This is a genomic window from Marinobacter fuscus (assembly GCF_003007675.1).
Taxonomy (GTDB): domain Bacteria; phylum Pseudomonadota; class Gammaproteobacteria; order Pseudomonadales; family Oleiphilaceae; genus Marinobacter; species Marinobacter fuscus.
The window spans coordinates 123,852-149,487 of the sequence record NZ_PXNP01000009.1 but is presented as its reverse complement, the minus strand read 5'-3'; the positions used below and the strand labels follow the sequence as shown (position 1 = coordinate 149,487).

The 25,636-nt window shown below is 60.5% G+C and carries 19 protein-coding genes and 1 riboswitch; of the genes, 12 read left to right on the top strand and 7 right to left on the bottom strand.

What is annotated here, in order from left to right; all coding sequences use genetic code 11:
* Positions 1 to 16 precede the first annotated feature (16 nt).
* The gene (locus C7H09_RS01745; RefSeq protein WP_106760933.1) at positions 17 to 2,035 is read right to left on the bottom strand and encodes a TonB-dependent receptor; all 2,019 of its coding nucleotides are present in this window, start codon (positions 2,033 to 2,035) and stop codon (positions 17 to 19) included.
* 85 nt (positions 2,036 to 2,120) lie between these two features.
* Positions 2,121 to 2,349: riboswitch (cobalamin riboswitch) on the bottom strand.
* A 78-nt stretch (positions 2,350 to 2,427) separates the two neighbouring features.
* On the opposite strand from C7H09_RS01745, the gene C7H09_RS01740 reads away from it, so the two are divergent.
* The 6 genes from C7H09_RS01740 (at position 2,428) to C7H09_RS01715 (ending at position 8,018) form a co-directional block, all read left to right on the top strand.
* Entirely contained in the window at positions 2,428 to 3,309 is an 882-nt protein-coding gene (locus C7H09_RS01740) for a cobalamin-binding protein (RefSeq protein ID WP_106760932.1), read from the top strand.
* A gap of 27 nt (positions 3,310 to 3,336) precedes the next feature.
* Positions 3,337 to 4,296 carry a FecCD family ABC transporter permease gene (locus tag C7H09_RS01735; RefSeq protein ID WP_106760931.1) on the top strand — a complete coding sequence of 320 codons (960 nt, stop codon included), beginning with the start codon at positions 3,337 to 3,339 and terminating at the stop codon, positions 4,294 to 4,296.
* Positions 4,296 to 5,066 (top strand): ABC transporter ATP-binding protein, encoded by a 771-nt coding sequence (locus C7H09_RS01730; RefSeq protein ID WP_106760930.1) that lies wholly within the window; start codon positions 4,296 to 4,298, stop codon positions 5,064 to 5,066. Before C7H09_RS01735 ends, C7H09_RS01730 begins: the two co-directional genes overlap by 1 nt.
* A gap of 10 nt (positions 5,067 to 5,076) precedes the next feature.
* The gene (gene cobO, locus C7H09_RS01725) at positions 5,077 to 5,688 is read left to right on the top strand and encodes a cob(I)yrinic acid a,c-diamide adenosyltransferase (RefSeq protein WP_106760929.1); all 612 of its coding nucleotides are present in this window, start codon (positions 5,077 to 5,079) and stop codon (positions 5,686 to 5,688) included.
* Complete coding sequence (locus tag C7H09_RS01720; RefSeq protein WP_106760928.1) at positions 5,689 to 7,158, top strand: cobyric acid synthase; 1,470 nt, start codon at positions 5,689 to 5,691, stop codon at positions 7,156 to 7,158.
* A gap of 191 nt (positions 7,159 to 7,349) precedes the next feature.
* A complete protein-coding gene (locus C7H09_RS01715) occupies positions 7,350 to 8,018 on the top strand; it encodes a DNA-3-methyladenine glycosylase I (protein WP_106760927.1) in 669 nt (222 codons plus the stop codon).
* Between the two features lie 14 nt (positions 8,019 to 8,032).
* Here C7H09_RS01715 and cobS read toward each other — a convergent pair whose 3' ends face one another.
* The gene (gene cobS, locus C7H09_RS01710) at positions 8,033 to 8,794 is read right to left on the bottom strand and encodes an adenosylcobinamide-GDP ribazoletransferase (protein WP_106760926.1); all 762 of its coding nucleotides are present in this window, start codon (positions 8,792 to 8,794) and stop codon (positions 8,033 to 8,035) included.
* A 138-nt stretch (positions 8,795 to 8,932) separates the two neighbouring features.
* On the opposite strand from cobS, the gene C7H09_RS01705 reads away from it, so the two are divergent.
* From C7H09_RS01705 to C7H09_RS01690, 4 genes are all read left to right on the top strand, one after another.
* The gene (locus tag C7H09_RS01705; RefSeq protein ID WP_106760925.1) at positions 8,933 to 10,456 is read left to right on the top strand and encodes a diguanylate cyclase; all 1,524 of its coding nucleotides are present in this window, start codon (positions 8,933 to 8,935) and stop codon (positions 10,454 to 10,456) included.
* Between the two features lie 82 nt (positions 10,457 to 10,538).
* Positions 10,539 to 11,405: an MBL fold metallo-hydrolase gene (locus C7H09_RS01700; RefSeq protein ID WP_106760924.1), complete on the top strand. Its 867-nt coding sequence runs from the start codon at positions 10,539 to 10,541 to the stop codon at positions 11,403 to 11,405.
* A 6-nt stretch (positions 11,406 to 11,411) separates the two neighbouring features.
* The gene (locus tag C7H09_RS01695) at positions 11,412 to 13,133 is read left to right on the top strand and encodes a SulP family inorganic anion transporter (RefSeq protein WP_106760923.1); all 1,722 of its coding nucleotides are present in this window, start codon (positions 11,412 to 11,414) and stop codon (positions 13,131 to 13,133) included.
* Positions 13,134 to 13,222: 89 nt separating this feature from the next.
* Entirely contained in the window at positions 13,223 to 13,882 is a 660-nt protein-coding gene (locus tag C7H09_RS01690) for an energy-coupling factor ABC transporter permease (RefSeq protein WP_106760922.1), read from the top strand.
* A 12-nt stretch (positions 13,883 to 13,894) separates the two neighbouring features.
* Here the strand turns inward: C7H09_RS01690 and C7H09_RS01685 are convergent, their stop codons facing one another.
* The 5 genes from C7H09_RS01685 to gdhA all read right to left on the bottom strand — a co-directional run bounded on the left by C7H09_RS01685 (position 13,895) and on the right by gdhA (position 22,086).
* Positions 13,895 to 16,018 (bottom strand): putative bifunctional diguanylate cyclase/phosphodiesterase, encoded by a 2,124-nt coding sequence (locus C7H09_RS01685; RefSeq protein WP_240616478.1) that lies wholly within the window; start codon positions 16,016 to 16,018, stop codon positions 13,895 to 13,897.
* Between the two features lie 263 nt (positions 16,019 to 16,281).
* Positions 16,282 to 16,815 (bottom strand): response regulator transcription factor, encoded by a 534-nt coding sequence (locus C7H09_RS01680; RefSeq protein WP_106760921.1) that lies wholly within the window; start codon positions 16,813 to 16,815, stop codon positions 16,282 to 16,284.
* Between the two features lie 2 nt (positions 16,816 to 16,817).
* A complete protein-coding gene (locus tag C7H09_RS01675) occupies positions 16,818 to 18,089 on the bottom strand; it encodes an ATP-binding protein (RefSeq protein ID WP_106761176.1) in 1,272 nt (423 codons plus the stop codon).
* A gap of 51 nt (positions 18,090 to 18,140) precedes the next feature.
* The gene (locus C7H09_RS01670) at positions 18,141 to 20,729 is read right to left on the bottom strand and encodes a PEP/pyruvate-binding domain-containing protein (RefSeq protein ID WP_106760920.1); all 2,589 of its coding nucleotides are present in this window, start codon (positions 20,727 to 20,729) and stop codon (positions 18,141 to 18,143) included.
* A 7-nt stretch (positions 20,730 to 20,736) separates the two neighbouring features.
* Positions 20,737 to 22,086, bottom strand: a complete 1,350-nt coding sequence (gene gdhA, locus C7H09_RS01665; protein WP_106760919.1) for an NADP-specific glutamate dehydrogenase — start codon at positions 22,084 to 22,086, stop codon at positions 20,737 to 20,739.
* A gap of 251 nt (positions 22,087 to 22,337) precedes the next feature.
* On the opposite strand from gdhA, the gene C7H09_RS01660 reads away from it, so the two are divergent.
* Both C7H09_RS01660 and C7H09_RS01655 read left to right on the top strand, forming a co-directional pair.
* Positions 22,338 to 24,398 (top strand): TonB-dependent receptor domain-containing protein, encoded by a 2,061-nt coding sequence (locus C7H09_RS01660; protein ID WP_106760918.1) that lies wholly within the window; start codon positions 22,338 to 22,340, stop codon positions 24,396 to 24,398.
* Between the two features lie 222 nt (positions 24,399 to 24,620).
* A complete protein-coding gene (locus tag C7H09_RS01655) occupies positions 24,621 to 25,634 on the top strand; it encodes an efflux RND transporter periplasmic adaptor subunit (protein ID WP_240616477.1) in 1,014 nt (337 codons plus the stop codon).
* The last annotated feature ends 2 nt before the right edge of the window (positions 25,635 to 25,636 follow it).

Below are 25,636 nucleotides of genomic sequence, written 5' to 3'. Positions count from 1 at the left end.
AGCATATCCTTGTGGGTCAGAAGGCGTGTTTGAGGTTGATAAACCAGCCGCGCCCGGGGCCGGGGAAGCGGTTGAAGTCCTGGTAGACTTTGTCGGTAATGTTGCGAATTTCCAGTCTGGCTTCGGTCAGGCTGCGCCCGGGCCAAACCTTTTGCCATGTCAGTGTTGCGTTCAGAGTATTGCGGGCGTCGGCTGCCAGTATGTTGGCTGAGTCGTAGTAGAGTTCATCATCGAACTGGTAGGCCAGATCAAGTTCAAATGGCCGGAAACGCCAGCGGGTGCCTGCAAGGTAGGACTGGTGATAAATGCCGGGCAATTGCTTGTCGAAACGGGTTTGGGCTGATCTGTCGGTATTGCGGGAGTCCTGCAGGGTGGCGTTACCGTACAGCGACCAGTGCCCGGTAATCGAATAGTTGCCATCGAACTCGAGCCCGTAGATCTCGGCTTCAAGGTTGCGGTAGCGGCCTACGCCACGGGCATCGTAGGTGGCCACGACGGCGGGTTCCAGTTTGCGGAAGTAAGCAGTGACTTCCCCGTGGCCCCAGCCCTGGTCTGTGCGTAAAGACAGGTCGTAGTTGAGGGACTCTTCCGGGGCCAGGCCCGGATTGCCGACAAATAACCCTTGCTGGCCGTATAACTCCTGAAGCGTCGGCACCCGAACGTTATTGGCGATGTTGCCGGAGAGCGTCCAGTTGTCCCCGAGTAGACGGGTCAGGCCCAGTTGCCAGCCCAGGTGGTGCTCTCGGGCCGAGGTTGCTTTTGACGTTCCGTCGCCCAGGGTCTCCCTGGAATCATCCCGAACGTGAACCAGCCTGAGCGCAGCCTGGCTTCGCCAGAGGTTGTCATTGCTTTGCCATGCATGTGACAACGAGGAGGTGATCTGGATACGCTCCCTTTCATCCTCCGGTTTGCTGTCGAGGCTGTCATCTTGGCGATAGTCGTAACCGGTCGCATCAACACCGGTGGTTAAGGTGTGCGGCCCCAGAAGCAGGGCCAGCGTATTCACCAGGCCCAGTTGCCGGGTGTCGGTTTTTACGGCAGAGACACCCAGGCCCACCCGGCCGCTTCGATTATCGTAATGCTCGGTGATATCGCCGATGATCAGGCGATGGCTGGAGTGCAAACGCCCTGCAAGCCAGCCCTGTTCCTGGCCGTGCAACTGTAAACGAAAGGTTTCGTTGTCCAGGGTGGCATTGTTGTCGCGCCAGTTCTGGATGGTGGGCACACCCTGCTCATAACGGGCGTATTGCACCAGTGCATCCAGCCTGGCCGTGCGGTTTATCTCCCAGCCCAGTTTCGTGCTGATGGCGTCCTGCTGGTAACCCGCATTGCGCCGCCTGGTTTGGCTGCCATCATTCGGGTTGAACCAGTTGCTGTCGTTGGGGTAGCGGAAATCGTTGTTGCTGGTTTGCCGATCCATCGACAGCCAGTAATACACATCGTCCTGGCTACCGCTGTTGAAAAATCCGGTGCGATAGGTATCAAATGAGCCAGCACCCAGGTTGAGGCTGGTGGTATTCTCGATGTCTTTACCAAGGCTTTCCAGGATCACAACCCCGCCAATCCCTGCCTGGGGGAGTTGCGCGGGCGCGCCACTGGGGTAAACCTGAATACGGCTGACGTCGGTCAGCGACAACTTGCCCAGATCCACACCGCCGGTAACCGGGTCGTTCAGGAGCATTCCGTCCAGCACAACCTGCACCTGCCGGGATGTGGAGCCGCGAATGGATACCGATGATGCACTGCCCAGGCCACCGCTTTGCCGTATCTGAATGCCCGCCTGATCACTCAGTACATCGGCAACCGTCGCCGTCCGGTTCTCGATGTCGGATCGGTCAAGTACTCGTACAGGCCCGGTGGACTGGCCCGGATCCAGGTCTCCGGCCGCGTTGATGGGGGTGCTTTCCACCACGATAAACGGAAGTGTTTCGTCGGCTGCGGCGAGACTTGCCAATAGCGTCAGAACAAGTGTGACAATTTTCTTCATGGAAGAGCGGGCTACCGGCTGCGTTTTTTCAGAGTCTGCAACCAGCATTGATGGTGCTTCCGGTTGCCTGAACAGCTACCAAAAGAGAAGAGGCATGCTCGCCTGCTCCGTGTTCTGACCCTCCGTCAAAAACACTGATAGCCGGTAGCAGGCCGGTCTCCGGGCTTGCGGCTGGCGTAATCGCCGGAGTAGGATGCCTTCCCACAGCGCGTTGCTGCAGTGGCTGGCCTTGGGCCTTTCCTCTCATACCGCATACCGTTGCGGGGGCAGCGTCGGAGTTTCACCGAACTTCCCAGTTTCACCCGCCCTGATGCGGCGCTTTCACGGCGCGCGGGGCAGGCACCTGCTACGGAAATGAATCGGGTGCGAGTTTACGGGGCGGCCGTCGGACCGTCAATAAATGACCAGATGTTCATCATCAAGCTGTACAGGGGGGCAGCATGGCTATTGGTATTTTGATGCTGTTACTGGTGTTGTCCAGCCACGCGTTGGCCGATGTTTGTGCCACGGACGATACCGGAGCAATGCTCTGCCTGCCCGAGCCTGCCCGTCGCATTGTGACACTCTCCCCGGGAGCCACCGAACTGGTGTTTGCCGCTGGTGCAGGCGGGCAGGTGGTCGCTGTGGTTGAATACAGTGACTATCCCCCCGAGGCGAATGCTTTGCCGAGCATTGGCAGTCATACCCGGATTGATCTGGAAGCCCTGGTCGCGCTTAAACCGGATCTGGTGGTTACCTGGGTCTCTGGTAATCCGGTCGAGCAGGTTGCCACGCTCGAGACGCTCGGCGTGGCCAGTTTTGCCATTGAACCCCGCACCTTCGAGGGGGTGTCCTCGGTACTGGAACGGCTGGCAGTATTGGCGGGAACCGGGGCCGAAGGCGATCGCGAGGCTGCCCGGTTTCGTCGGGGAATCAATGAATTGGCTGAGCAATACCGGGGCCGTAAACCGGTGCGGGTGTTTTACCAGGTGTGGGATCAGCCGCTGATGACCATCAACGATGAGCATTTGATCGGCAAGGTGATTTCCATGTGCGGCGGGCAGAACATTTTTGCCGGAGTGGATCGCCTGGTGCCGCGTATCGGGCCGGAAGATGTGTTGGCGGGCAACCCTGAGGCCATCCTGTCGGGCGGCGCCGATGAAGACGGCAACAGTTATACCAGTCTGGAACGCTGGCAGTCGTTTACTTCCATGAAGGCGGTCGAGGCGGATAACCTGTTTATTATTCCGGCATCGCCGATTTCACGCCCTACGCCACGTTTGTTGGAGGGGGCTCGTACCGTTTGCGAGAAGCTGGATGTCGCACGTGCCAGGTTGCAGTAACACGGCGTGCCTCGTAAGAGGTGGCCGATGATTCGGGCGCTGTCGGTTCTGACAGGCTGTGCGGTGCTGGCTTGCGGGCTCTCCCTTGCCGTTGGCAGCGTCACCGTTGCACCGGTGGAGCTCTGGCAGGTGGTTGTCGGGCAGTCCGATGGGCTGGCGCGCACGCTGGTGCTTGATCTTCGTCTGCCCAGAACGCTTTCAGCGTTCGCGGCGGGGGGCTTGCTTGCGATTGCCGGAGCCCTGATGCAGGTGCTGTTGCGCAACCCGCTGGCAGACCCGTATGTGCTTGGTCTGTCTGGTGGTGCCGCCACCGGCGCGCTGCTGGCGATGCTTGCCGGGGCGGGTGTGGTGCTGGTATCCGGAGCCGCTTTTGCCGGGGCCCTGTTTGCAACCTTGCTGGTGTTCGGGCTGGCCCATGGCACCGGCAGCTGGACGCCGTCGCGCCTGTTGCTGACCGGTGTGGTGACCGCTGCGGGCTGGGGCGCCGCCATTACGCTGATGTTGGCCGTCACGCCCGCTCACCAATTGCCGGGCATGCTGTACTGGCTGATGGGCGATGTCTCCTATGCCCGTCTGCCCTGGCCTTCGATGGTGGTGCTGGTTGTTGCCGTGGCGGCCATGCTGCCGCTGGCCCGAAGTCTGAACGTGCTGGCCCGGGGGCCGTTGCAGGCAGCTGCGCTTGGAGTGTCTGTGCGCCCTCTGGAGTGGGCGGTCTACCTTCTGGCCAGCCTGCTGACGGCTACGGCGGTTACCTCGGTGGGAAGTATCGGTTTTGTTGGCCTGATCGTGCCTCATATGCTGCGCCTGGTGCTGGGCAATGATCAGCGCATTATCCTGCCCGCCAGCGCCCTGGCTGGCGGTACGTTACTGGTGCTGGCCGACACGCTGGCCCGCACGGTGATTGCACCGGAACAGTTGCCGGTGGGGGTGATCACCGCCTTGCTGGGCGTGCCAACATTCCTATATCTGCTGCACCGGAGCCGATGATGACAGTGCTCTCTGCGCGCGATCTGGTTATTGATATTCCCGGCCGTTCGGGTGGAGCGGCGCTGGGTCTTGAGATCAAGCCGGGGCAAATCTGGGGCGTACTGGGCCCCAATGGTGCGGGCAAGACCACCCTGCTGCATACCCTGGCCGGATTGAAGCCCCCCAGGCAAGGCCAGGTGCAGCTGGACACTCTCGATTTGACGGCGATGCCCCGGCGGACGCTGGCCCGGAAACTGGGCCTGGTCTTCCAGGAGCGCCAGGACAGTTTTCCTGCCACGGTACTGGAAACCGCGCTGATTGGTCGCCACCCATGGCTTTCGTTGTGGCAGAGCGAGCAGGCGGAAGATATTCGCCGGGCCGAGGCTGCCCTTGAGGCACTGGATGTCAGTGACCTGGGGACGCGGTTGCTGAATACGCTGTCTGGCGGGGAGCGCCAGCGGGTGGCCATTGCCACCCTGATGACTCAGAACCCGGACGTCTGGCTGCTGGATGAGCCGACCAATCATCTGGATTTGCACCATCAGGTGCAGGTGATGCGGCTGCTTAGCGCCTGTTCCCGTCGCAATAAAGCCATCTTCATGTGCCTGCACGACCTCAATCTGGCGGCCCGGTGGTGCAGCCATGTCCTGTTGCTCTATCCGGATGGCCAGGCCTGCTGGGGATCAACCGAGGTGATGCTGGTGCGCGATGCGCTGGAAGGCCTTTATGGTCAGAAACTGATTGAACTACACAAAGACGACATTCGCCTGTTTGCCCCGGCGAGCGATTAAAGGAGATCCCGTGAAAGACCGCGCCAAAGACCCCGAACGCCACGCCAAGCGCATGGCCGCCAAGCAGAAAATCATGCAGCAGCGCATCGCCCGCGCTCAGAAAGAGCAGGGCGTGTTGCTGGTGCTCACTGGCCCCGGTAAAGGCAAGAGCAGCTCCGGCTTTGGCATGGTGGCCCGGGCCCTGGGCCACGGCATGAAAGTGGGTATCGTCCAGTTTATCAAAGGCGCCTTCAGCACCGGCGAGGAGGCCTTTTTCCGGAGCCTGCCGAACGTCACCTATCACGTGATGGGCCAGGGCTACACCTGGGACACCCAGGACCGGGAGCAGGACGTGAAAAGCGCGACGGCGGCCTGGGACGTGGCGGCAGACATGCTGCAAGATGATAGCTACGACCTGATCCTGCTGGACGAGCTGAACATTGCCCTGAAGTACGACTACATCGATCTGGACCGGGTACTGGACGACCTGCAGGCCCGGCCGGAGATGCAGCACGTGGTGGTGACCGGCCGCGGCGCGCCGCAGGAGTTGATCGATCTGGCCGATACCGTTACCGAGATGGGCGTGGTCAAGCACGCGTTCAACGATCAGGGCATCAAGGCCCAGAAGGGTGTGGAGTTGTAAATGCCCACCCTGATGGTGCAGGGCACCACCTCGGATGCCGGTAAAACCACCGTGGTGGCGGCGCTGTGCCGCTGGCTGGCGCACCAGGGGGTGTCGGTGGCGCCGTTCAAACCCCAGAACATGGCTTTGAACAGCGCGGTGACGGTGGATGGCGGTGAGATTGGCCGTTCCACGGCCTTGCAGGCACTGGCCTGTGGCCTGGAACCTCACAGTGATATGAACCCGGTGCTGCTGAAACCCCAGAGCGATTGCGGCGCCCAGGTGATCCTGCGCGGGCAGGTGTATGGCAACATGGACGCGCTGGATTACCACGATTACAAGGCCGAGGCCATGGCCAGCGTGATGGCAAGCTGGCGAGCATTGAGCGAGCGCTACGATGTGATCATCGCCGAGGGCGCGGGCAGCCCGGCAGAGATTAATCTACGCGCCAACGACATCGCCAACATGGGCTTTGCCGAGGCGGCGGACTGCCCGGTGTTGCTGGTGGGAGATATCGACAAGGGTGGCGTGTTTGCCCAGCTGGTGGGCACGCTGGCGCTGATTTCCGAGCGTGAGCAGGCCCGCACGGCAGGCTTTATCATCAACCGGTTTCGTGGTGACCTCGGCCTGCTGGAGCCCGGCCTGGACTGGCTGACTGAGCATACCGGCAAACCGGTATTCGGCGTTCTGCCCTACCTGCATGGCCTGGTGATCGACTCGGAAGACAGCGTGGGCACCAGCGGCACCAGTGAGGCCGGGGCCCTGAACGTGGTGGTGCCGGTGCTGCCCCGGATCAGCAACCACAACGATTTCGATCCGCTGCGTTTGCACCCGGGGGTGAACCTCACCTTTGTCGGCCCGGATGCGCCCATACCTCCGGCGGATCTGATCATCCTGCCCGGCAGCAAAAGCACCCGGCACGACCTGCAATGGCTGAAACAGCAGGGCTGGCCGGAGGCGATTCGTAAACATTTGCGTTATGGCGGCAAATTGCTGGGCATTTGTGGCGGCTTCCAGATGCTGGGGCAGGGCGTGGAAGACCCGCAAGGCTTGGAAGGCGAGACCGGCAGCACCGAAGCGCTGGGGCTCCTTGAGATGACCACCCGCATGGTATCCGGCAAGCAGCTCCGGGAGGTGACGGGGCGGCTGGGAGGCGCGCTGTCCGCAGGTGCGGACGAGGTAACGCTGACAGGTTATGAAATGCATAACGGCGTCACCGAAGGCCCGGCCCTTGCCCGGCCGTTTTCGGTGCTGGATGGCCGGGCCGATGGCGCCGTCAGCGCCGATGGACAGATTGCCGGCAGCTACGTGCATGGCCTGTTCGACGCACCGGCTGCCTGTGATGCCATTCTGGCCTGGGCGGGCCTGAACCGCGAGACTGCTCGCGCAGTCGATTATCAGGCCAATCGCCTGCACCAGCTGGATCGGCTGGCGGATCAGGTAGAGCAGTGCTTGGATACCCACCGGTTAAGGACTTTATTGCAGTTATGAGCGACCACAACGCCCCCTTCACCGAGGCCCAGCGCGAGGGCCTGTACCGGGCCATTTTCGAGCGCTGGGGCGAGCCGCTGGGGTATCTTCGGAAAGAGTGAACGTGATTAAAGCGTGCACTGTCACAGTCATAGGAAGTCCCGGATTGGGCTCGATCGTACCCAATCCGGGACTTTTGTTCAGGGGGTAAGATGAAGTTTGAGTCGTTTTACGAGCAGGCCCTGGCCCGCAAGGGTGGCGAGCAGGCCTTGAAATCCTTGTTGCCGCCGGTTGTCGAAAAGCATCGCCTGGCCGAGATCAGCGACGATCGCTACCTGTCGGAAATCACCCGCTGCATCTTCAAGGCCGGGTTTGTCTGGCGGGTGATCGAGAACAAATGGCCGGAGTTCGAAGCCGCGTTCGAAGGCTTTGTCCCCGCCTACTGGCAACAGGTACCGCCGGAGGTGCTGGAGCAGTTGGCCACCGACGAGCGCATTGTCCGCAATATGCAGAAAATCCGCACGGTGCCGGAAAACGCCCGGATGATCATGGATGTGGTGAAAGACCACGGCAGCTTTGGGCAGTTTCTGGCCCAGTGGCCGTCCGACGATCAGGTGGGGCTCTTGTTATACCTGAAACGTAACGGCGAGCGCCTGGGTGGCAATTCGGCCCAGTACTTCCTGCGCCGGGTCGGCTGGGACGGCTTTATCCTGTCTCACGATGTGGTCACCGCACTCACCCGCGCCTGCATTGTAGACGCCTCCCCGGCCAGCAAGAAGGGCATGACCCAGGTCCAGGAGGCGTTCAATCGCTGGCACCAGGAAACCGGCCTGCCCATCAGCCATCTGTCCCGCATTGTCTCGTTTACGGTGGATAACTGACGCCCGGGCTGGCGTTACAGAAACAGCAGCAACACCAGCTCGCTGAACACCACCGCCGCGCCCAGGGCGTCGCCGGTGTAGCCGCCCAGCTGGCTGCGCAGGTAGCGGCCCCACAGCAGGGCCACCAACAGCACCGAGGCGATGGCAGCGGGTAGCAGCAAGGGTTGAAACGCCGACAGACCAGCGGATAACAGCAATACGAAGGCGGTAGCGGCCAGTAAACGCTGGCGGGAGAAGCCATCAGCCACCGGTTTGGATTTGCTCTTGTCCGGGTCGGTCACGTAGGGCAGAGCCGCCATCAGCAGCAAGGGCGTCAGCCGAGACACGGCGGGCGCCACCAGCAACGTCAGCCACACCGAGTCCGCCTCTACCAGCAAGGCCACTTTCAGCAGCAGGGCCATCACCAGAGCCACCGTGCCGTAGGTGCCAATGCGACTGTCTTTCATAATCGCCAGGCGTTTTTCCACCGTGTAACCACCGCCCAGGGCGTCGATACTGTCGGCCAGGCCGTCTTCGTGGAAGGCGCCGGTGATGAACAGGTGCAGGGTGACCACCAGAATGATCGCTACCACCGGACTGGCGATCAGCGACAATACTGCATAGGCAGCGCAGTAGCCCAGCCCCAGCAGCAGGCCCACCAGGGGAAAGTACATACTGCTCTGGTTCATCAGGCGCTGGGAGTAGTCAATGCGAACCAGCATGGGAATGCGGGTAAGAAACCCGAGGGCCAGCCAGAAGGCCTGCCATTCCCTATGCGATGCTGTGGCTGGGGCCATGAAACCAGGACTCCTGACGATGAAACGAGACGCGCCATTGTAGCGGCAGTCGTCGAAGGATGCAGGTGCTTTCCGGGTCGCGGTGGGGCAAAGGCTGAACTACACTTTTCCAGAACCGGATAATCAGGTCGTCATGGCATGACAGCGAGTGTTCCCAGGCAAGACTCCCAGAAAAATAACGGTTTGTCGGCGAAATTCTTCCATAAGCTGGCGTCGGGTGTACCCGGTGTGCTGTTTACTTACTGCTTGAGCGCCGACGGTTCGCAACACTGGTTTCCCTATATCAGCAACCGGGTTGAGGCGTTGTTCGGTCTGGATCCGGAATCTTTGCGTCGGGATGCGGAGGGAGTATTTGCTCGTATTCATCCCGATGACCTTGTGGGCCTGGAGGAGTCGGTGGCACAGTCTGCCGCCGACCTCACGCCCTGGTGTTACCGGGCCCGCCTCAAAATGCTGGATGGTAGCTATCAATGGTACGAGGCCCATTCCCGCCCTGAACGGCAGGAAGATGGCAGTACCATCTGGTATGGCCAGTACACCAACATCCAGCATTATAAATCTCTGGAACAAAGCCTGCGGGAAAGTGAAGAGGAGGCGTCTTATCAGGCACAGTTCCAAAAGCTCATGGCCCGGTTTTCGGCGGACTTCATTCATCTCGGTTTCGGCACCATTGATGAGTGCATTGATAAGTTGCTGGCAGGCATTGGCGGGTTCTTCGAGGTCGACCGCGCCTACGTCTATGCCTTCACCGACGGCTACACCCACATGACCAATACCCACGAATGGTGTGCCGACGGTGTGCCCTCTTTGCTGGAGAGCCAGCAGAAAGTGGACATTCGCAATTTCACCTGGTGGCAGGAACAAATCCGGCACATGGCCAACCAGGATGCCGTGGTGTTTGTGGAGGACACCCGGGCCCTGCCGCCGGAAGCCCTGGCAGAGCTGGGCCTGCTGGAAGAGCAGGGTGTTCGCGCAATGATCTGTGCGCCCATTCTGGTGCGCGGTCAGGTGATGGGGTTTTTCGGTGTCGACTCGGTTCGTGTGCGCAGCTGGCGGGCCGACCAGTCTGAGCTCATGTTTATTGTGTCCGGCTTGCTGTCCGGGGCGCTGGAGCGCAACCGGCTGGAGGAAGACCTGGTGAACCAGTCGGTGCGGGACCCGCTCACGGGCTTGTACAACCGGCGGTATCTGATGCCCCGGCTGCATGAAATGCTGGCGGCCAGTCGTCGCCATGGCGAACGGTTTTGCCTGGCGATGTTCGATATTGACCATTTCAAGCAGGTCAACGACAGCCTGGGCCACCTGGCGGGAGATGTCATCCTGAAGCGCTTCACAACCCTGTTGCTGGCCCATACCCGAGCGAATGACCTGGTGTCCCGATATGGTGGCGAAGAGTTTTTGCTGGTGTTTAACGAAGTGGCAGCCGATCAGGAAGGCTCGGTGGTTACCCGCATCCTTGAAGCGGTTCGGGGCGAGTATTTCCGCTTCAAGGATGATCAGGCCCGGATAACCGTCAGTGCCGGGGTAGTCTGCCTGTCTGAGTTTCAGGGAGCGCGTGTCACCCCGGAAATCCTGATTCGGGAGGCAGACAAGCGCCTGTATCAGGCCAAGGAGGGCGGGCGTGATTGCCTGGTGGATGCAGGAGGGCTATCGCGGCCCTAACCTGAAGGGGGGTTACCTTATATTCTATTTGCGTATATCCTTATGCCAGTAAAGGTTCGAGAGTATCTCCGGGGATAAGATTATGCGCCAGCCCATTGTTCAGCCGTTCTTTGACGAGCCAACCAATACCTTCAGTTATGTGGTGCGGGATCCCGACAGCCAGGCCTGTGCCATCATCGACTCGGTGCTGGATTTTGATTACGCGGCGGGGCGGATCGATGTGCGTTCCGCCGATGAGCTTATTGCCTATGTTCGGGCGCATGATCTGAAGGTGGAATGGATTCTGGAAACCCACGTGCACGCCGACCACCTGTCGGCGGCTCCGTATCTGCACGAGCAGTTGGGCGGCAAAACCGGTATTGGCGCCCACATTGTTCAGGTGCAGGAAATTTTCGGTGAAGCGTTCAACGCCGGCACCGGGTTTGCCCGTGATGGCAGCCAGTTTGACCGGCTGTTTGCCGAAGGCGACCGGTTCCGTATCGGCCATCTGGAGGGGGAGGTTTGGCACACGCCTGGCCACACACCCGCCTGCCTGACGTATCGGGTAGGGGATGCGGCCTTTGTTGGCGATACCCTGTTCATGCCGGACTATGGCACTGCCCGCTGCGATTTTCCCGGTGGTGATGCCCGGGCACTGTATCAGTCGATTCAGCGTCTGCTGGCCCTGCCTTCAAATACCCGGTTGTTCCTGTGTCATGATTATCTGGCGCCGGGCCGGGAGGACTATCGCCACATGACGACGGTGGCTGAACAGCGGCAAGCCAATATCCATGTGCACGAAGGAGTCTCGGAAGAGGCGTTTGTGAAAATGCGCACCGAGCGGGATGCCGGTCTGGACATGCCCAGGCTGATTCTGCCGTCGGTCCAGGTGAATATGCGGGCAGGAAACTTGCCCCCGGCCGAGGACAATGGTCAGGTCTATCTGAAAATTCCGGTCAACCGGTTCTGACCGGGCATGAAACTGAGGCGTTGTATCCCTCTGTTGCAGTGGGCGCCGGGCTATAACAAGGCCCAGGCCACCGGCGATCTGGTGGCAGCAGTGATCGTTACCGTGATGCTGATTCCCCAGTCGCTGGCCTATGCCCTGCTGGCGGGGCTACCCGCCCATGTCGGCCTTTATGCGAGCATTTTGCCATTGATGCTGTATGCCCTGTTCGGCACCAGCCGCACCTTGTCGGTGGGGCCGGTGGCGGTGGTGTCACTGATGACAGCGGCTGCTCTGGCGCCGCTGGCACAGGCAGGAACCGCCGAGTACCTGGCGGGCGCAGTGTTACTGGCGGTGATGTCCGGGCTGATGCTGACGGTCATGGGCATACTGAAACTGGGGTTTCTGGCAAACTTTCTTAGCCATCCGGTGATTTCCGGCTTTATCAGCGCCTCGGGGTTGGTGATTGCCGCCAGCCAGTTGAAGCATTTGCTGGGCGTGGAAGCCAACGGCCAGAACCTGCTGCAAATCTGTCACTCCCTGCTGGGCTCCATTCATCAGATAAACCTGCCAACCCTGGCCATTGGTACCGGTGCTTTGTTGTTTTTGCTGTGGTCCCGGAGTTGTCTGAAGCCGTTGCTGGGCGGTTTGGGATTGGCCCCCGGGTTTGCAGACCTGCTCACCAAGACAGCCCCCATTCTGGCGGTTCTGGTCACCACGCTACTGGCCTGGCTGTTCAATTTGCAGGAACAGGGGGTGCGGCTGGTGGGCCATGTGCCATCGGGCCTGCCAACGTTTACCATGCCGCAACTGAATGCCGGGTTATGGTCCCAGTTGGCGGTCAGCGCTCTGCTGATCAGTGTGGTGGGCTTTGTGGAATCGGTATCGGTAGGCCAGACTCTGGCCGCGAAACGGCGCCAGCGTATTGACCCGGATCAGGAGCTGATAGGCCTGGGTGCGGCCAACCTGGGCTCGGGCCTGTCGGGCGGTATGCCGGTGACCGGCGGCTTTTCCCGCTCGGTGGTGAATTTTGATGCCGGAGCGCAAACCCCCGCCGCCGGAGCGTATGCCGCCGTGGGTATAGCCCTGGCCACTCTGTTTCTGACGCCTGCGATTGCCTGGCTGCCCCAGGCCACCCTGGCCGCCACCATCATTGTTGCGGTGCTTACCCTGATTGACCTGCCCGCTCTGCTGCGTACCTGCCGCTACGCCCGCAGCGATTTCGGCGCCATGCTGGCCACCATTCTTTTAACCCTGCTGCACAGCGTGGAAGCAGGCATCATTGCCGGTGTGGGGCTGTCCATCGGCCTGTTTCTGTATCGCACCAGTCGGCCCCACTGCGCGGTGGTGGGCCGGGTACCCGGCACCGAACATTTCCGCAATGTGTTGCGCCATGAGGTGGAACTGTGCCCGAAGGTGACGTTCCTGCGGGTGGATGAGAGCCTGTATTTTGCCAACGCCCGTTTTCTTGAGGAAACGGTGATGGATCTGGTCACCCGGGAGCCGGAACTGACCGACCTGGTGCTGGTGTGCCCGGCGGTCAACCTGGTCGATGCGTCGGCCCTGGAGAGCCTGGAGGCGATTAATGAGCGGTTGCGCGATGCCGGTGTGCGTCTGCATTTTTCAGAGATCAAGGGGCCGGTGATGGATCGTCTGAAGCGCACGGAATTGCTGGATCATCTGGGTGGGCAGGTGTTCCTGAGCACCTTCTCTGCCTGGCAGGCTCTGACCGGCCACGGCAAGCTCCCATGATCTGCACGGGGTGATCCCATTGACCCGAAAGGGGGTATCTGTAGACACTAGCTTTCAGTGATGCGCCCGCTTTGACATCGGTAACTGCCATGGGAATGACCGAAAACCTGCTTTCAACCAGCCAGTGGCTGATTACCGCTCTGTTGTTTGTGGTGATTCTGTGGCGGGCGGTACGCTCGATTGACTGGCAGAGACTGCGGCAAGACAATGGGCTGCAGCACACCCTGTTCGGTGCGGCGGTCATTCTCGGGTTTGTCTGGCAATTGCGGGCCGGGATCTCACCGGGGTTGTCGATCCACGTATTCGGGCTGACGGTGATTACTCTGATGCTTGGTTGGGGGCTGGCGGTGCTCTCGGGGCTGATGGCGCTGATCATTACAGTGATCACCGGTCGGGAGCCGCTGATCATGTTTGCCGCCAATGGTCTGATTACCGTGATGATACCGGCGCTGGTGAGCCATGGCATTATGCTGTGGGAGCGCCAGCGCAACTTCAGCAACTTCTTCGCCTACATCTTTTTCTGCGGCTTCTTTGCTGCCGGTATAGCGGTGGCTGCGGCGGGCATCGTGATGTGTCTGATGCTCTGGAGTTCTGGCACCTACAGTTTTGATGAACTGGTGCACGAATACCTGCGCTACCTGCCGTTGTTCATGATACCGGAGGGCTTTATAAACGGTACCTTTGTGACAGGCCTGATGGTGTTTCATCCCGATCGTCTGACTACCCTGGATCAACGCCGATACCGTTGACAGGCTGTGGTGTCAGATCCCCGCGCCGTGGCCGGGCGGTGCCCGCAAATCGCTGATTTCCGTGTCGTGGCAGGTGGTGGTGCGCCAGTTCAGCAGCCAGGGTAACACTTCTGTAGCGGGCATGGGCCGGGCAATGCTATAGCCCTGAATCAGACCGCAGCCCATCTCTTTCAAGGCCACGGCGTGCGCCAGGGTTTCCACGCCCTCGGCCAGCACCGGATGCTGAAAGCGTTGCGCCATGAATATGATGCTTTCCACAATAGCCCGATCGTTGGCGTCGCTGAGCATGTTGCGAATGAAGCTCTGATCAATCTTGATCAAATCGACCGGCAGGCTGCGTAGATAGGTCATGGATGAAAAGCCGGTGCCAAAATCATCCAAGGCAACCTGAACCCCGAGAGCACGACACCGGGTTAGCATGTTGCCTGCACTCTTGGTGTCTTCCAGAGCCGTGGATTCCAGTACCTCCAGGGTAATCTTGCCGGGGTTGACCGAGGGGTAGCGGTGCAGGCAGTCGGCAAGAGCATCAATGAAACTGGCGTCCATGATATGGGCGGCGCTGATGTTGATGCACACCGGGATTTCCTGCCCGGCCTGGTGCCATTCGTTCATCTGCGCCAGAGTATTCCGGAGTACCCAGTTGCCGAGCGGGATCTCCAGATGGCTGTGTTCCACGGTGGGCAAAAAGAGTCCGGGAGGTACCAGCCCTTTTTCCGGGTGATTCCAGCGAATTAATGCCTCAAAGCCGAAAATTTCTGAATCTGCCATGCGCAGCTGGGGCTGGAAGTGCAGTTCGAATTCATCGTGTTCCAGGGCTCGGGCGATTTCAATCAGCTGAAAGCGGCGCTGCCTTTGCCATTCGTGCTGCCCGGGATCAAACACTTGAAACTGATTGCGGCCCCGTTCCTTGGCCGAGTACATGGCGTGGTCGGCATGGCGGATCAGACCCTCGGCGTCGGTGTCATCATCGGGGTAACGGGTGATGCCCAGGCTGGCAGTGACAATAATGGGTGTTTTGTGCACGGTGATCGGATCGCTGACCACCGACAGAATTCGGCGGTAATCGGTCTCGGAACGTTCTCCTTCCAGTATCAGCACGAACTCATCGCCGCCAATTCGGGCGATGGTGGCGCGCTCCCCCAGGCGGTTGCTCAGGCGATCGCCGATGATTCGCAGGGCCTCGTCACCGACCTCCTTACCCAGTTGATCGTTGATCAGTTTGAAGCCGTCGATGTCCAGATATCCGACAACCAGCGGGTGCTTGTTGCTGTCAGCCTCCTGCCGGGCAGCCCGCAAGCGCTCCTCAATCCATTGGCGATTGGGCAGGCCGGTGAGCGGGTCATAGTTGGCGGCGCGATCCAGCTCCAGTTGGTGATTCTTGATGACGGTGATGTCGGAAAAGGTGGCCACGTGATAGTAGGTGGCCGGGCTTTCCAGATGCACGCGGCTGATGGACAGCAACTCGGCAAACTCTTCCCCGTTTTTCCGGCGATTCCAGATTTCACCCCGCCAGTGGTCGTGCTGCTCAATGGACTGCCAAAGCGCCCGGTAAAAAGCCGTGGAATGACGACCGGAACTGAGGATCGCCGGGTTCAGCCCCAGCACTTCCTCCCGGGTATAGCCGGTGATCCGGGTGAATGAGGGGTTCACATCCACAATACGGTTCTTGTGGTCGGAAATAATGATGGCGTCGTGGCTGCGGTCGAATACACTGGCGGCGATGCGCAGGCCCCGTTCGCCATTTTTTCGATCGGAAATGACGGTCTGTACCAATACAAATCCTGGTTTAACGCCCTGGGCTTCGCCTACCGGGGTGCAGTAGGTATGTACCCAATACGGCCTGCCATCGGCGGTATACTGGAGCAAATCCATTTCAAATTCGGTGTTGCAGAACAGGTGACGTCGAATTCGGGTTATGCTTTCCCGGTCGGTTCCGGGCCCGGCCAGAAATTCGCTGGGCATCCGGCCCTGAATGTCCTGTAGACGATAACCGGTGTGGGTCTCAAAAGCGGGATTAACCCATTCCAGTGCGCCTGCTTCATCCAGAATCAGAATCATGTTCCGCGTTGCCCGGGCAACCAGTGCCAGGCGGCGTGCATCGATGTTCTGGGCGGGCGCGTTGAGTTCGGGCGGCATCGGCGTCTACGGCATATTTGTTAGTCGTTTGGGTGCTTTTTCTCGCCTCCTTGTGAGAACGCGTCAAGTATAGCAACGAATATAGGTGATCAACTTAATTAAAAACTTGCCCAATATCCGATTTCTGCAGTACCGGCCGGAGGATAGCAGCATCCTCTTGCGTTCGGGTATGCGCGTTTGGTGTAAAAAATTGACGTTAATCAAATTTGCGTTAGATCGCTAATAAAACAGGGGGTTGTTGTTGCAGGATTGATGACCCGGGCTCACTGTCGCCACCGGGAGTGTTTCTGCAATTTACGTTGCAGTGTGCGCCGGTGCATATTCAGAGCCCGGGCGGTGGCAGAGATGTTGCCCTCGTGCTCATTCAGAACCCGTTGGATGTGCTCCCATTCCATTTCCTCCACCGAGGGCGGTTCGGGGCGCAATTCGGGCTCGCCATCCAGCGGCGCGAAACCGCTGATCAGCTGATTCACCGTTACCGGTTTGCACAGGTAGTTGAGTGCGCCGCGGCGCATGGCTTCCACCGCCGTAGCGATGCTTCCATAGCCGGTGAGCACCAGCACTTCCAGGCCGGGTTGTCTGGTCAGGAGTTCGGGCAGCAGTTGCAGGCCGCTTTCCCCTGCCAGGTTGAGGTCCAGAACGCAGCGCCGAATGCAGGGAGTGTCCAGGGCCGCCAGGGCTTCTGCTGAGGTGGTGGCGGTATGGGCCTGGATATTATGCCGCGACAGCGAGCGGGCGAGTACCTGCAGAAAGGCAAGGTCGTCGTCAATCAAAAGCCAGCATTCACCGGAAGACATTATTACAGCACTCCTGAAACAGCGGGGTTCACGGTGGGGAGATAAATCATCATGGTGGTGCCCCGGTCGTTCACCCTGGCCCGGAGGTTGCCACCCAGGCGTTGAATGGTGGCGTTGGACAGAAACAGGCCCACCCCCAGGCCGTCCCGGGACTCAACGATGTCCTGTCCGGGGGCGCCGGAAAGCGCACTTTCCAGGCCCTCGCCATGATCTTCAACAATCAACTCAATGCCATCGTTGCCGGTGGCCCGGCAGCTGACATTTACCCACTGCGGGCTGGCGGTGAGGGCGTTGGCCAGCAGGTTAAGCACCGCCTGATCCAGGGTGGCGTCCACTGCGATATGGGCGTCTGGCCAGGGGGCTGCCCAGTGAATCGGGCCTGCCGGCCACAACAGGGTGCAGGATTCCCTCAGTCGATGCAGCCAGGTGCTAGCAGTCAGCACGTCAGTTTGTGCCGAGCGGGCCTGAACGGCGGCCTGAGTGAGCTGATTGAGATGGTCGCTGCACAGTGTCAGCTGCTGCTCCATCAGCGTCAGGTCGTCGTCGAGGTGTGGGTTCTGGCTGTGTTCTGTGGCTGATCGAACTTCCCCCAGCAGCAGGGTCAGGGTGTTCAGCGGGGTGCCCAGCCGATGGGCAACCGAGGCCGCGGACAGGCCCAGGGCAATGATCTGTTCATCCCGCAGCCGGTTTTCCCGGAACTGTGCCAGCTGCTGTTGCTGGGTTCGCAACTGATGGGCCAGGGTGCCAACCACCAGCAGCAGGATGGCAGCGGTCAGGGCAAAGGTGGCCCACATACCCACCAGATGCAGTTGCGCCAGATTGCTGTCGTGATGCTGATGTTCAATAGCAGGCACATGCCAGCGCACCAGTGCAGTGTAAACCAGCACGCCAGAGATGGTCAGCACAATGCCGTGGCGCCCGGGCACCAGGATAATGGCCACTGCAATGGGCAGCAGCAGAAGCGATACCAGGGGGTTGGTGTAGCCCCCGGTCAGGTAAAGCCAGAGCCCGATCAGTGCCAGATCAGTGGCCAGCGACAGGCTGGCGGGAATGGGCGAGGCCGGGGGGCGGCGGCTGAACCAGAGCCAGCCGAGGGTGGCCAGAACGCCGTACAGCAGGCACAGCAACAGCGCCTCGGCCCGGTGGGCGAGGGCAAGGCGGGATTCGGCCACCGCAATGGCCACCAGCATGGTGATGATGATCGCCAGTCGCATACCCAACAGGTAGCGGGCTGCCTGGCGAAGACCTGTCTGGGAGTATGTCAGCCATTCCATGGCGGCCATTCTAGCAGCCCGCGGGTGGTGGTGGCGGACAATCTTTGGTTGTCAGGCCTCCGGGCCCTCCGGGTGGTAGCAGATCAGCTCCTGCCGATCGATATCGCCGGTCAGTCGCAAGGGGTGGTCGGCCAATTGATGGATGCGAATGGCTTGCTCAATCACCGAGCGGTGCTGAGGCTCGATGATTTCGTCGGGTAGATGATTCGGGTAGTACTGGCAATGGGCGGCTTCCGGGAACAGGGCCACATAGGCAATCTGCGCTTCTACCAGATCCTGGAAAAAATGCGAGCCGTAGGACAGGTCCGGCACCATGTCGCCGGCGTTTTCCGAGACTTCCACCAGAACATCCACGTCGGCAATGTCAGCGAAACACACAGGCACGCCAAGCTCCGGGCTGCTGGTGCCCCATCGGCCGGGGCCGATCAGCATGGTGGTGGCATCGGTTTCCCGCAGGCACTCGCCCAGGCGGCGGGCCAGCTGATAGCGCTGGTTGTGGTCAAGGGTGGCGTAAATGCTGGCGTCGACCCGAACCACCCGTTCGATCGCCAGATTGATGTTACCGCCCATAAAGTGGCCGCGGGTATGGAACAGGGTGTCGCGGGTTTTCACCCGCTCTGGCAGGCTGGCCCGCCCTGTTTTACCGATGGTGGCGAGCGGGCGGCACTGCACCAGATTGAAGGCGGGCTCGCCATGTTCGTCCAGGTGCAGGGTAAACTCCACATCCACTGGATGCTGGTAGCCCGCCTCCAGAACCTGCAGCAATGCTGCCAGCCGGGGAATAAAGGCGCTTTGCCGGACCAGGGGCCGAAAGGTGAGGCGCCAGACCGGCCCTCCAAGGCCCAGCTCTTCCGCCCGGGCGCTGGCCGCCCGGTCGATCTCGCCCAGTTGTGCCCAGGGAATGTCAGGGGCTGCGGCCTGCAACTGGCTCAACGGGCAGGTGGCGAGTTGCTGAGTTTCCAGGTCGAGCAGATCCACCAGGTGCTGGGAGAAGCGGTAGCTTTCGTCCTGATTACGAAACGGCTGGCGGGTGGGCTGATCCAGCGCCATGACGCAGGCGTGGTCATTCTCGATGCGGTCGACCGCCCGGGTGCCGAGTCCCATGACCAGCCTCACCATGCCCGCGTTCGGGTCCATGCGCCGATCCCAGGCAAAGGTATTGCGGGATACCCCCACACCGGCTGCGGCAGGCAGGTAGTAGCGGCCGTGGAAGCGGCCGTTTACCCGCTGTATCAGCAGCGCCATGGGCTCTTCTTTCTGGTCCAGGCCCCGCTGCTGGCGATACACCAGTGCGTCGTGGCTCATGGAGGAGGCATACACCTGGCGGATGGCGTCTTCCAGTGCCGTCAGCCGTGTTTCCGAGTCGCCCTGGTTGGTCAGGAATACGCTGTCGTACTTGCCAGCAAAGGCGTTGCCGTAACCGTCTTCCAGCATACTGGATGAGCGCACCAGCACGGGATACTGACCATAGTGGTCCAGCAGACGGTTGAGTTCTGAACGGATTTCCGGCGGAAACCGGCCCTCGAGTATGCTCTGGCGCAGTGCGGGTGCTTCGGACAAGTAGCCTTCATCGGTTCGCTGGCGCATCAGCGCTGGCCACAGACCGTTGTGCACCAGGAAGGCGTAGTAGGCGTCGGTGGCCAGATAGCTGGAGTCGTGGGGCTCCAGATTGGCCTGCCACAGTTCTGGCGCATCGTTAAGCAGAATGCTGCGGGCAATCAGCATGCCGGTGGCCTTCCCTCCGATGGAGCCACTGCCCACCAGGCGGGCGCGGACGGCCAGCAGGTCCTCCAGCGACAGATAGCGCCTGGCCAGTGCCTGCATTCGGGGTTCACGACTGATCATCACCTGCAGAACCTGTTCCCGCAGCTGTGCCATAAGGGGCTTGTCCCGGCCCATCATGGCCTGCTGCACGTTCTCGAACAGACGATCCCAGTAATCCAGCAATGGTTGCGACGGGCCCCGGCGGGTTTCCAGGCTGGCCTGCAGTCGGGTGGCTTCGCTGCTGTCGGTGACCGGCTGCAAGCGCCCGTTGTCTTCCCGGTGGGGCAGGAACATGGTGGGGGATTGCCGCTCCCAGGCCTTGATGGGTTGAACCTGTACGTCGTTGCCGTTGCGATAGATATCGATCATCACCTGGGTGGTCTGGCGAATGCGATCGAGCGTGGTGCGGGAGTGGCGATCCGGATCCAGAGCAAACCAGGCCACAGTGTCCAGTTGGAACAGCAGCGGGCAGATCACCCGGAAGAAATTGCCCACCATGGTGTCGGTGGCCCAGGCATTGAGCAGGTCGCTCAGGCTGTCGCACACATAGAAAGCGCCGCGGCCATGGGTTTCAATCAGTTGCCAGACCCGGCTGGTGAAGCTGTCGAAGCCGCCCTGGGCGTCGATAGGGATGGTGTGTACGGCGGGGTGCTGTTTGACGATCGGGGCGTGCTGGCCGAAGCGAAGGTACAGAACCTGGCGGCCGGAAGCTTGAGCCGAATTCAGAAAAGGAACAACAAAACGGCGATAATCGGAGAGGTCGGCGGTGCGCCAGACCACGTTATCGCCGATTCGCAGCCCGTCCAGCACCCTGTCCAGTTCCGGCAGACCGGTGGAAACCCGGTCGTCCGGCTGGCAGAGGTGCTGGCCGGTCATGGCGTTATCAGATAACGCCCATCGCGGTCATGGCGCGTGCCACGCGGATGTAGCCATTGATGTTGGCACCCAGTACATAGTTGCCTTCGGCGCCGAATTCGGCGGCGGTTTCGTAGCAGTTCTTGTGGATATCGATCATGATCTCCTCAAGGCGCTTCTGGGTGTAATCGAAGGTCCAGGAATCCCGGCTGGCGTTCTGCTGCATTTCCAGAGCGGAAGTTGCTACGCCACCGGCGTTGGCTGCCTTGCCTGGGCCGTAGGCGATGCCTGCGTCCTGGAACACCATTACGCCTTCCGGTGTCGTTGGCATATTGGCGCCTTCGGCAACGGCAATGCAGCCATTCTCGACCAGTGTTTTGGCGTCTTTGCCGTTCAGCTCATTCTGGGTAGCACAGGGCAGAGCGACATCACAGGGAATCGTCCAGATGTTGCCGTCTTCCACGTATTTCGCGTGTTTGTGGAATTCAGTGTAGGCGCTGATCCGGCGGCGCTCCACTTCTTTGATCTGCTTGAGTGCTTTCAGATCAATGCCCTTCTCGTCCACAATCATGCCCTGGGAATCAGAGCAGGCAATGACCTTGGCCCCGAGTTCGTGGGCTTTCTCGATGGCGTAGATGGCCACGTTGCCAGAGCCGGACACCACAACGGTCTTGCCGTCGAGGGAGTCGCCCCGGGCTTTCAGCATTTCCTGGGTGAAGAACACCGCGCCGTAGCCGGTGGCTTCGGTACGGGCACGGCTGCCGCCCCAGGCCAGGCCCTTGCCGGTGAATACGCCGGATTCGTAGCGGTTGGTAATGCGCTTGTACTGGCCGAACAGGTAGCCGATTTCACGGCCGCCCACGCCAATGTCACCGGCCGGTACGTCGGTGTACTCGCCCAGGTGGCGGTAGAGCTCGGTCATCAGGCTCTGGCAGAAACGCATGATTTCGTCGTCGGAACGACCCTTGGGGTCGAAATCACTGCCGCCCTTGCCGCCGCCGATGGGCAGGCCGGTCAGGGCGTTCTTGAAGATCTGTTCGAAGCCCAGGAACTTGATGATGCCCAGGTAGACCGATGGGTGGAAACGCATGCCACCTTTATAGGGGCCCAGGGCGCTGTTGAACTCCACCCGGAAGGCGCGGTTGATGTGGATCTCGCCACTGTCGTCCTGCCAGGGTACCCGGAAAATGATCTGGCGTTCTGGCTCGCAGATGCGCTGGATGATTTTCTTGTCGGCGAATTCCGGATATTTCACCAGAACTGGTCCCAGTGTTTCGAGCACTTCATGAACCGCCTGATGGAACTCTTTCTCGCCCGGGTTGCGGTGCAGTACGTCCTGATAAATCGGCTGCAGCTTTTCGTCGAGTGTTGCTGTCATAGGATAAGCCCTCGGAATTCGCGTATTGAAAGTCGCAAGAATTTACGACCGACCAAAAAAAGGGACGCGATTTCACCATAATTCGGGGGTTGTTTGCAAGTGCAGGGCTGGATGGTTCGCTTCTGCAGCTATCTCTGGATACCCCGAAAGGGGTGCGGCATTGTGTCCCAAGCCAGCGCTATCCCCATCGCCATAAAATCAGTCGGGTATCGAATTGCTTCTTTCATCCTGATTCGGGAATCCGTTGTACGATGTGGAAAAAGACCCCTCTGGCCCGCTGTATCAGCCTTGCTCTGGTCGGCGCTGCCGTTTCGCCTTTGGCCTGGGCTCAGGCTGACAACAATCCATCTTTGCTTATCCGCGTAACCGAAGGTCAATCTGCCGAAGCCGCCCGGCTGTCGGAAGCTGCTATCCAGACCGAACCGGTGGAGCGCTTGTCTGTCAGCCCGGCGGTGTCTCTGTCACGCATGGGCGGTCGGGGGCTGGACCCGGTGATTCGTGGCCAGAATGAGGAGCGGGTGGACGTTCTGATCGATGGCATGCGGGTTGAAGGCGCTTGCCCGAGCCGAATGGATCCGCCCACCAGTCGCTTGAGCACTTCGCTGGCACCGGTGCTGGAGGTGCGCACCAGCAACCGGACTCTGCGCTGGGGGCCGGTGGCGGGTGGTCAGGTGGTGGCCACCACGGCGGCGCCGGTGTTTGCCGGGGATAACCATACCGCCGGGCATCTGACCCTGGGGGGTGCAGATAATGGCGACGGCAAGCTGGTGAATGGCAGCGTGGCGGCGGGCCGGAGTGACCGCTATATCCGGCTGGCCGGTGGTTACGATGAGGCCGGAGATTACGAGGACGGTGACGGCAATGACATTCGCAGTTCCTATGAGAACACTGAGGGCCGGGTAGATGGCGCCTGGACTGCTGAGAACGGGCTTTATATTAAAGGTCAGGCGAGTCGTCAGCAAGAACGGGATGTGACGTTCCCGGGGCGTGGCATGGACGCCCCGAAGACCGATACCGATCTTTACCGTTTGGAGCTGGGGGCGCCGGTTGCCGACGGCAGTTGGAATCTGATGGCCTGGCAAGCGGATGTCGATCACATCATGGACAACTTCAGCCTGCGCACCCCACCGGTAATGATGGGGATGCCGATGAAAATGCTCACCCGTTCGGAAACCGCGACCCAGGGCGCTCGCCTGGTGCTGGATCAGACCATCAATTACACCCGGGAGTTGGCGGTTGGGGTGGACGTTGAGCGCAATGAGTGGGATGCCACTATGTTCAACGGCATGAATCTGCAGAACGCCGCATCGCTGATGTGGCCGGGCGTGGAACGTGACCGGATAGGCGTGTTTGTTGAAGGGTTTCACCGGATTCGGGTAAACACCCGGGTGGGAGCCGGGGTGCGCTACGACCGGGTGGAAATGGACGCCACCCGGGCCAGCGACGAGTTCCGCATGAAAGCCGGTGCGCCCATGGCGATGACCCCGGCCATGCTTTATCGCGACGCCTATGGTGTCACCGATGCGGCGGTCAGCGATAACAACGTCAGCGGCTTTGTCACCGGTGAATGGCGGTTTTCACCCCGCCAGACTCTGGAGCTGACCGCCAGCCACAGTGTGCGCTCGCCCAGTGTGAACGAGCGCTACGTGGCCCGAAAGGTGATGAAAGGCTCCTGGATTGGCAATCCACATCTGGATACCGAGAAACACCACAAGCTGGAGCTCAGTCTGGCCGGTCGTGACGGCAACTGGCACTGGCGCCCCGCGGTATGGATCGATCAGGTGGATGATTACGTCTACCGGTTTGATACCCGGCGGGAGGTGAACGGCCAGACGGTAACCGACACCCGTTACCGCAATATTGGTGCGCGGCTATTGGGTGCTGAGGCCGAGCTAGGCTGGAGCAACGGTACCTGGAGCCTGGGCAGCCAGTTGGCCTCGGTGCGTGGTGAAAACCGGGATGAAAACCGGGCGCTGCCGCGGATTCCGCCCATCCAGTTCGTCCAGACCCTGGGCTGGCACCATTCGGGGCATACTTTGGAGGCTCAGTGGCAACTGGCGCGGCGGCAAGATCGGGTAGACCTGGTGGCCGATGGCGGGCTGGATCCCAGTGCCTCGCCGGGCTACGGCGTATTCAACCTGTCCGGAACCCATCCGTTAATGAGCAATCTCAGCCTGACCTGGGCCGTGGATAACCTGTTTGACAACACCTGGGCGCATCACGTGAGCAAGGACAACTTGTCGGACAGCGGTGTGTTCCGGGTGAATGAGCCGGGCCGTACCTTGCGGGCGGCCCTGACGGCACGATGGTAAATCGGTATGGCGGTTACCCGCTTCTCATAGCCGGCGGGTGACATTGATACCCCGTGTGGAAGTCTATTCCCGCGGGGTTTTTTTATGGCTGAGTGGCTGGCGCAAGGTGAAAATTGGCTCCCGGCGAGTTTTTATTAGTGCTATACTTTTTGGAATTAGGTAATTCAATTATGGAATAAGGGTATGGTCAAACAGTTTCAGTCCGTCTGTCTCGGTTTTTTGATGTTACACGCGCCCTTGACCTGGGCGGAGTCGGTAGCCACCCGCGCTGTTATATCAGCGCCCTTACAGGAAAGCGCCCAGCTTGATGGGGTTATCGAGGCGGTGCAGCAAAGCACCGTGTCGGCTCAGACCAGTGGCACGATTGTGGAGCTGCCCTTTGATGTGGACGACTCGGTCAGTGCTGGCGACCTGATTGTGCGCCTGGAAGACAGCGAACAGACAGCCCGGCTGGATCAGGCGCAAGCTGGCTTGCAAGAGGCGCAATCGGGCCTGCAGGACGCCCGCCAGCAATTCCAGCGTACCGAGACGGTGCACGAGCGGGGTCTGGTGTCCCGGCAGGAACTTGATCGTGCCCGGAATAACCTGAGTGCCGCCCAGGCCCGGGTTGAGCGGGCTGAAGCGGCGGTCGCCGAGGCCCGCAAACAGCTGGACTATACCCGGGTTATTGCGCCCTATGGTGGCATTCTGACCGAGCGCCATGTGGAGCTGGGCGAATCGGTCAGCCCCGGCCAGCCGCTGCTGAGTGGCTTGTCCCTGGAGCAGTTACGGGTGGTCGTAGATCTGCCCCAGACATACGCCGATGCGGCTCGCAGCCAGCGCCAGGCGACAGTAACCCTGGCCGATGGCCGGGTGTTGAAGACCGGCGACATGACCTTTTACCCCTACGCCAATCCTCAAACTCATACTTTCCGCCTGCGGCTGCAACTGGAAGAGCCCAATGGCAGCCTGTTCCCGGGCATGTTGGTGAAAGTCAGTGTGCCGGTGGCCAGTCGTGAGGCGTTGTGGATTCCTGCGTCAGCGCTGATTGAACGCAGCGAGTTGCGGGCAGTGTTTGTGCAGAACGATGCAGGCCAGCCCCGCTTACGCCAGGTGCGCGTCGGCCAGCGTGATGATGACCGCCTGGAAATACTGGCGGGGCTTTCCGAGGGTGAGCAGGTGGTGGTCAACCCGGGCACTCTGGTAGGCAGCCCGGCACTGGCAGTGCCTGCAACCGTCCCGTCAGACGGGGAGTAACG

Coding starts and splice junctions, on each gene's coding strand:
- C7H09_RS01745 (WP_106760933.1), bottom strand. CDS start 2,035: ATGCTGGTTGCAGACTCTGAAAAAACGCAGCCGGTAGCCCGCTCTTCC.
- C7H09_RS01740 (WP_106760932.1), top strand. CDS start 2,428: ATGGCTATTGGTATTTTGATGCTGTTACTGGTGTTGTCCAGCCACGCG.
- C7H09_RS01735 (WP_106760931.1), top strand. CDS start 3,337: ATGATTCGGGCGCTGTCGGTTCTGACAGGCTGTGCGGTGCTGGCTTGC.
- C7H09_RS01730 (WP_106760930.1), top strand. CDS start 4,296: ATGACAGTGCTCTCTGCGCGCGATCTGGTTATTGATATTCCCGGCCGT.
- C7H09_RS01720 (WP_106760928.1), top strand. CDS start 5,689: ATGCCCACCCTGATGGTGCAGGGCACCACCTCGGATGCCGGTAAAACC.
- C7H09_RS01715 (WP_106760927.1), top strand. CDS start 7,350: ATGAAGTTTGAGTCGTTTTACGAGCAGGCCCTGGCCCGCAAGGGTGGC.
- cobS (WP_106760926.1), bottom strand. CDS start 8,794: ATGGCCCCAGCCACAGCATCGCATAGGGAATGGCAGGCCTTCTGGCTG.
- C7H09_RS01705 (WP_106760925.1), top strand. CDS start 8,933: ATGACAGCGAGTGTTCCCAGGCAAGACTCCCAGAAAAATAACGGTTTG.
- C7H09_RS01700 (WP_106760924.1), top strand. CDS start 10,539: ATGCGCCAGCCCATTGTTCAGCCGTTCTTTGACGAGCCAACCAATACC.
- C7H09_RS01695 (WP_106760923.1), top strand. CDS start 11,412: ATGAAACTGAGGCGTTGTATCCCTCTGTTGCAGTGGGCGCCGGGCTAT.
- C7H09_RS01690 (WP_106760922.1), top strand. CDS start 13,223: ATGGGAATGACCGAAAACCTGCTTTCAACCAGCCAGTGGCTGATTACC.
- C7H09_RS01685 (WP_240616478.1), bottom strand. CDS start 16,018: ATGCCGCCCGAACTCAACGCGCCCGCCCAGAACATCGATGCACGCCGC.
- C7H09_RS01680 (WP_106760921.1), bottom strand. CDS start 16,815: ATGTCTTCCGGTGAATGCTGGCTTTTGATTGACGACGACCTTGCCTTT.
- C7H09_RS01675 (WP_106761176.1), bottom strand. CDS start 18,089: ATGGAATGGCTGACATACTCCCAGACAGGTCTTCGCCAGGCAGCCCGC.
- C7H09_RS01670 (WP_106760920.1), bottom strand. CDS start 20,729: ATGACCGGCCAGCACCTCTGCCAGCCGGACGACCGGGTTTCCACCGGT.
- gdhA (WP_106760919.1), bottom strand. CDS start 22,086: ATGACAGCAACACTCGACGAAAAGCTGCAGCCGATTTATCAGGACGTA.
- C7H09_RS01660 (WP_106760918.1), top strand. CDS start 22,338: ATGTGGAAAAAGACCCCTCTGGCCCGCTGTATCAGCCTTGCTCTGGTC.
- C7H09_RS01655 (WP_240616477.1), top strand. CDS start 24,621: ATGTTACACGCGCCCTTGACCTGGGCGGAGTCGGTAGCCACCCGCGCT.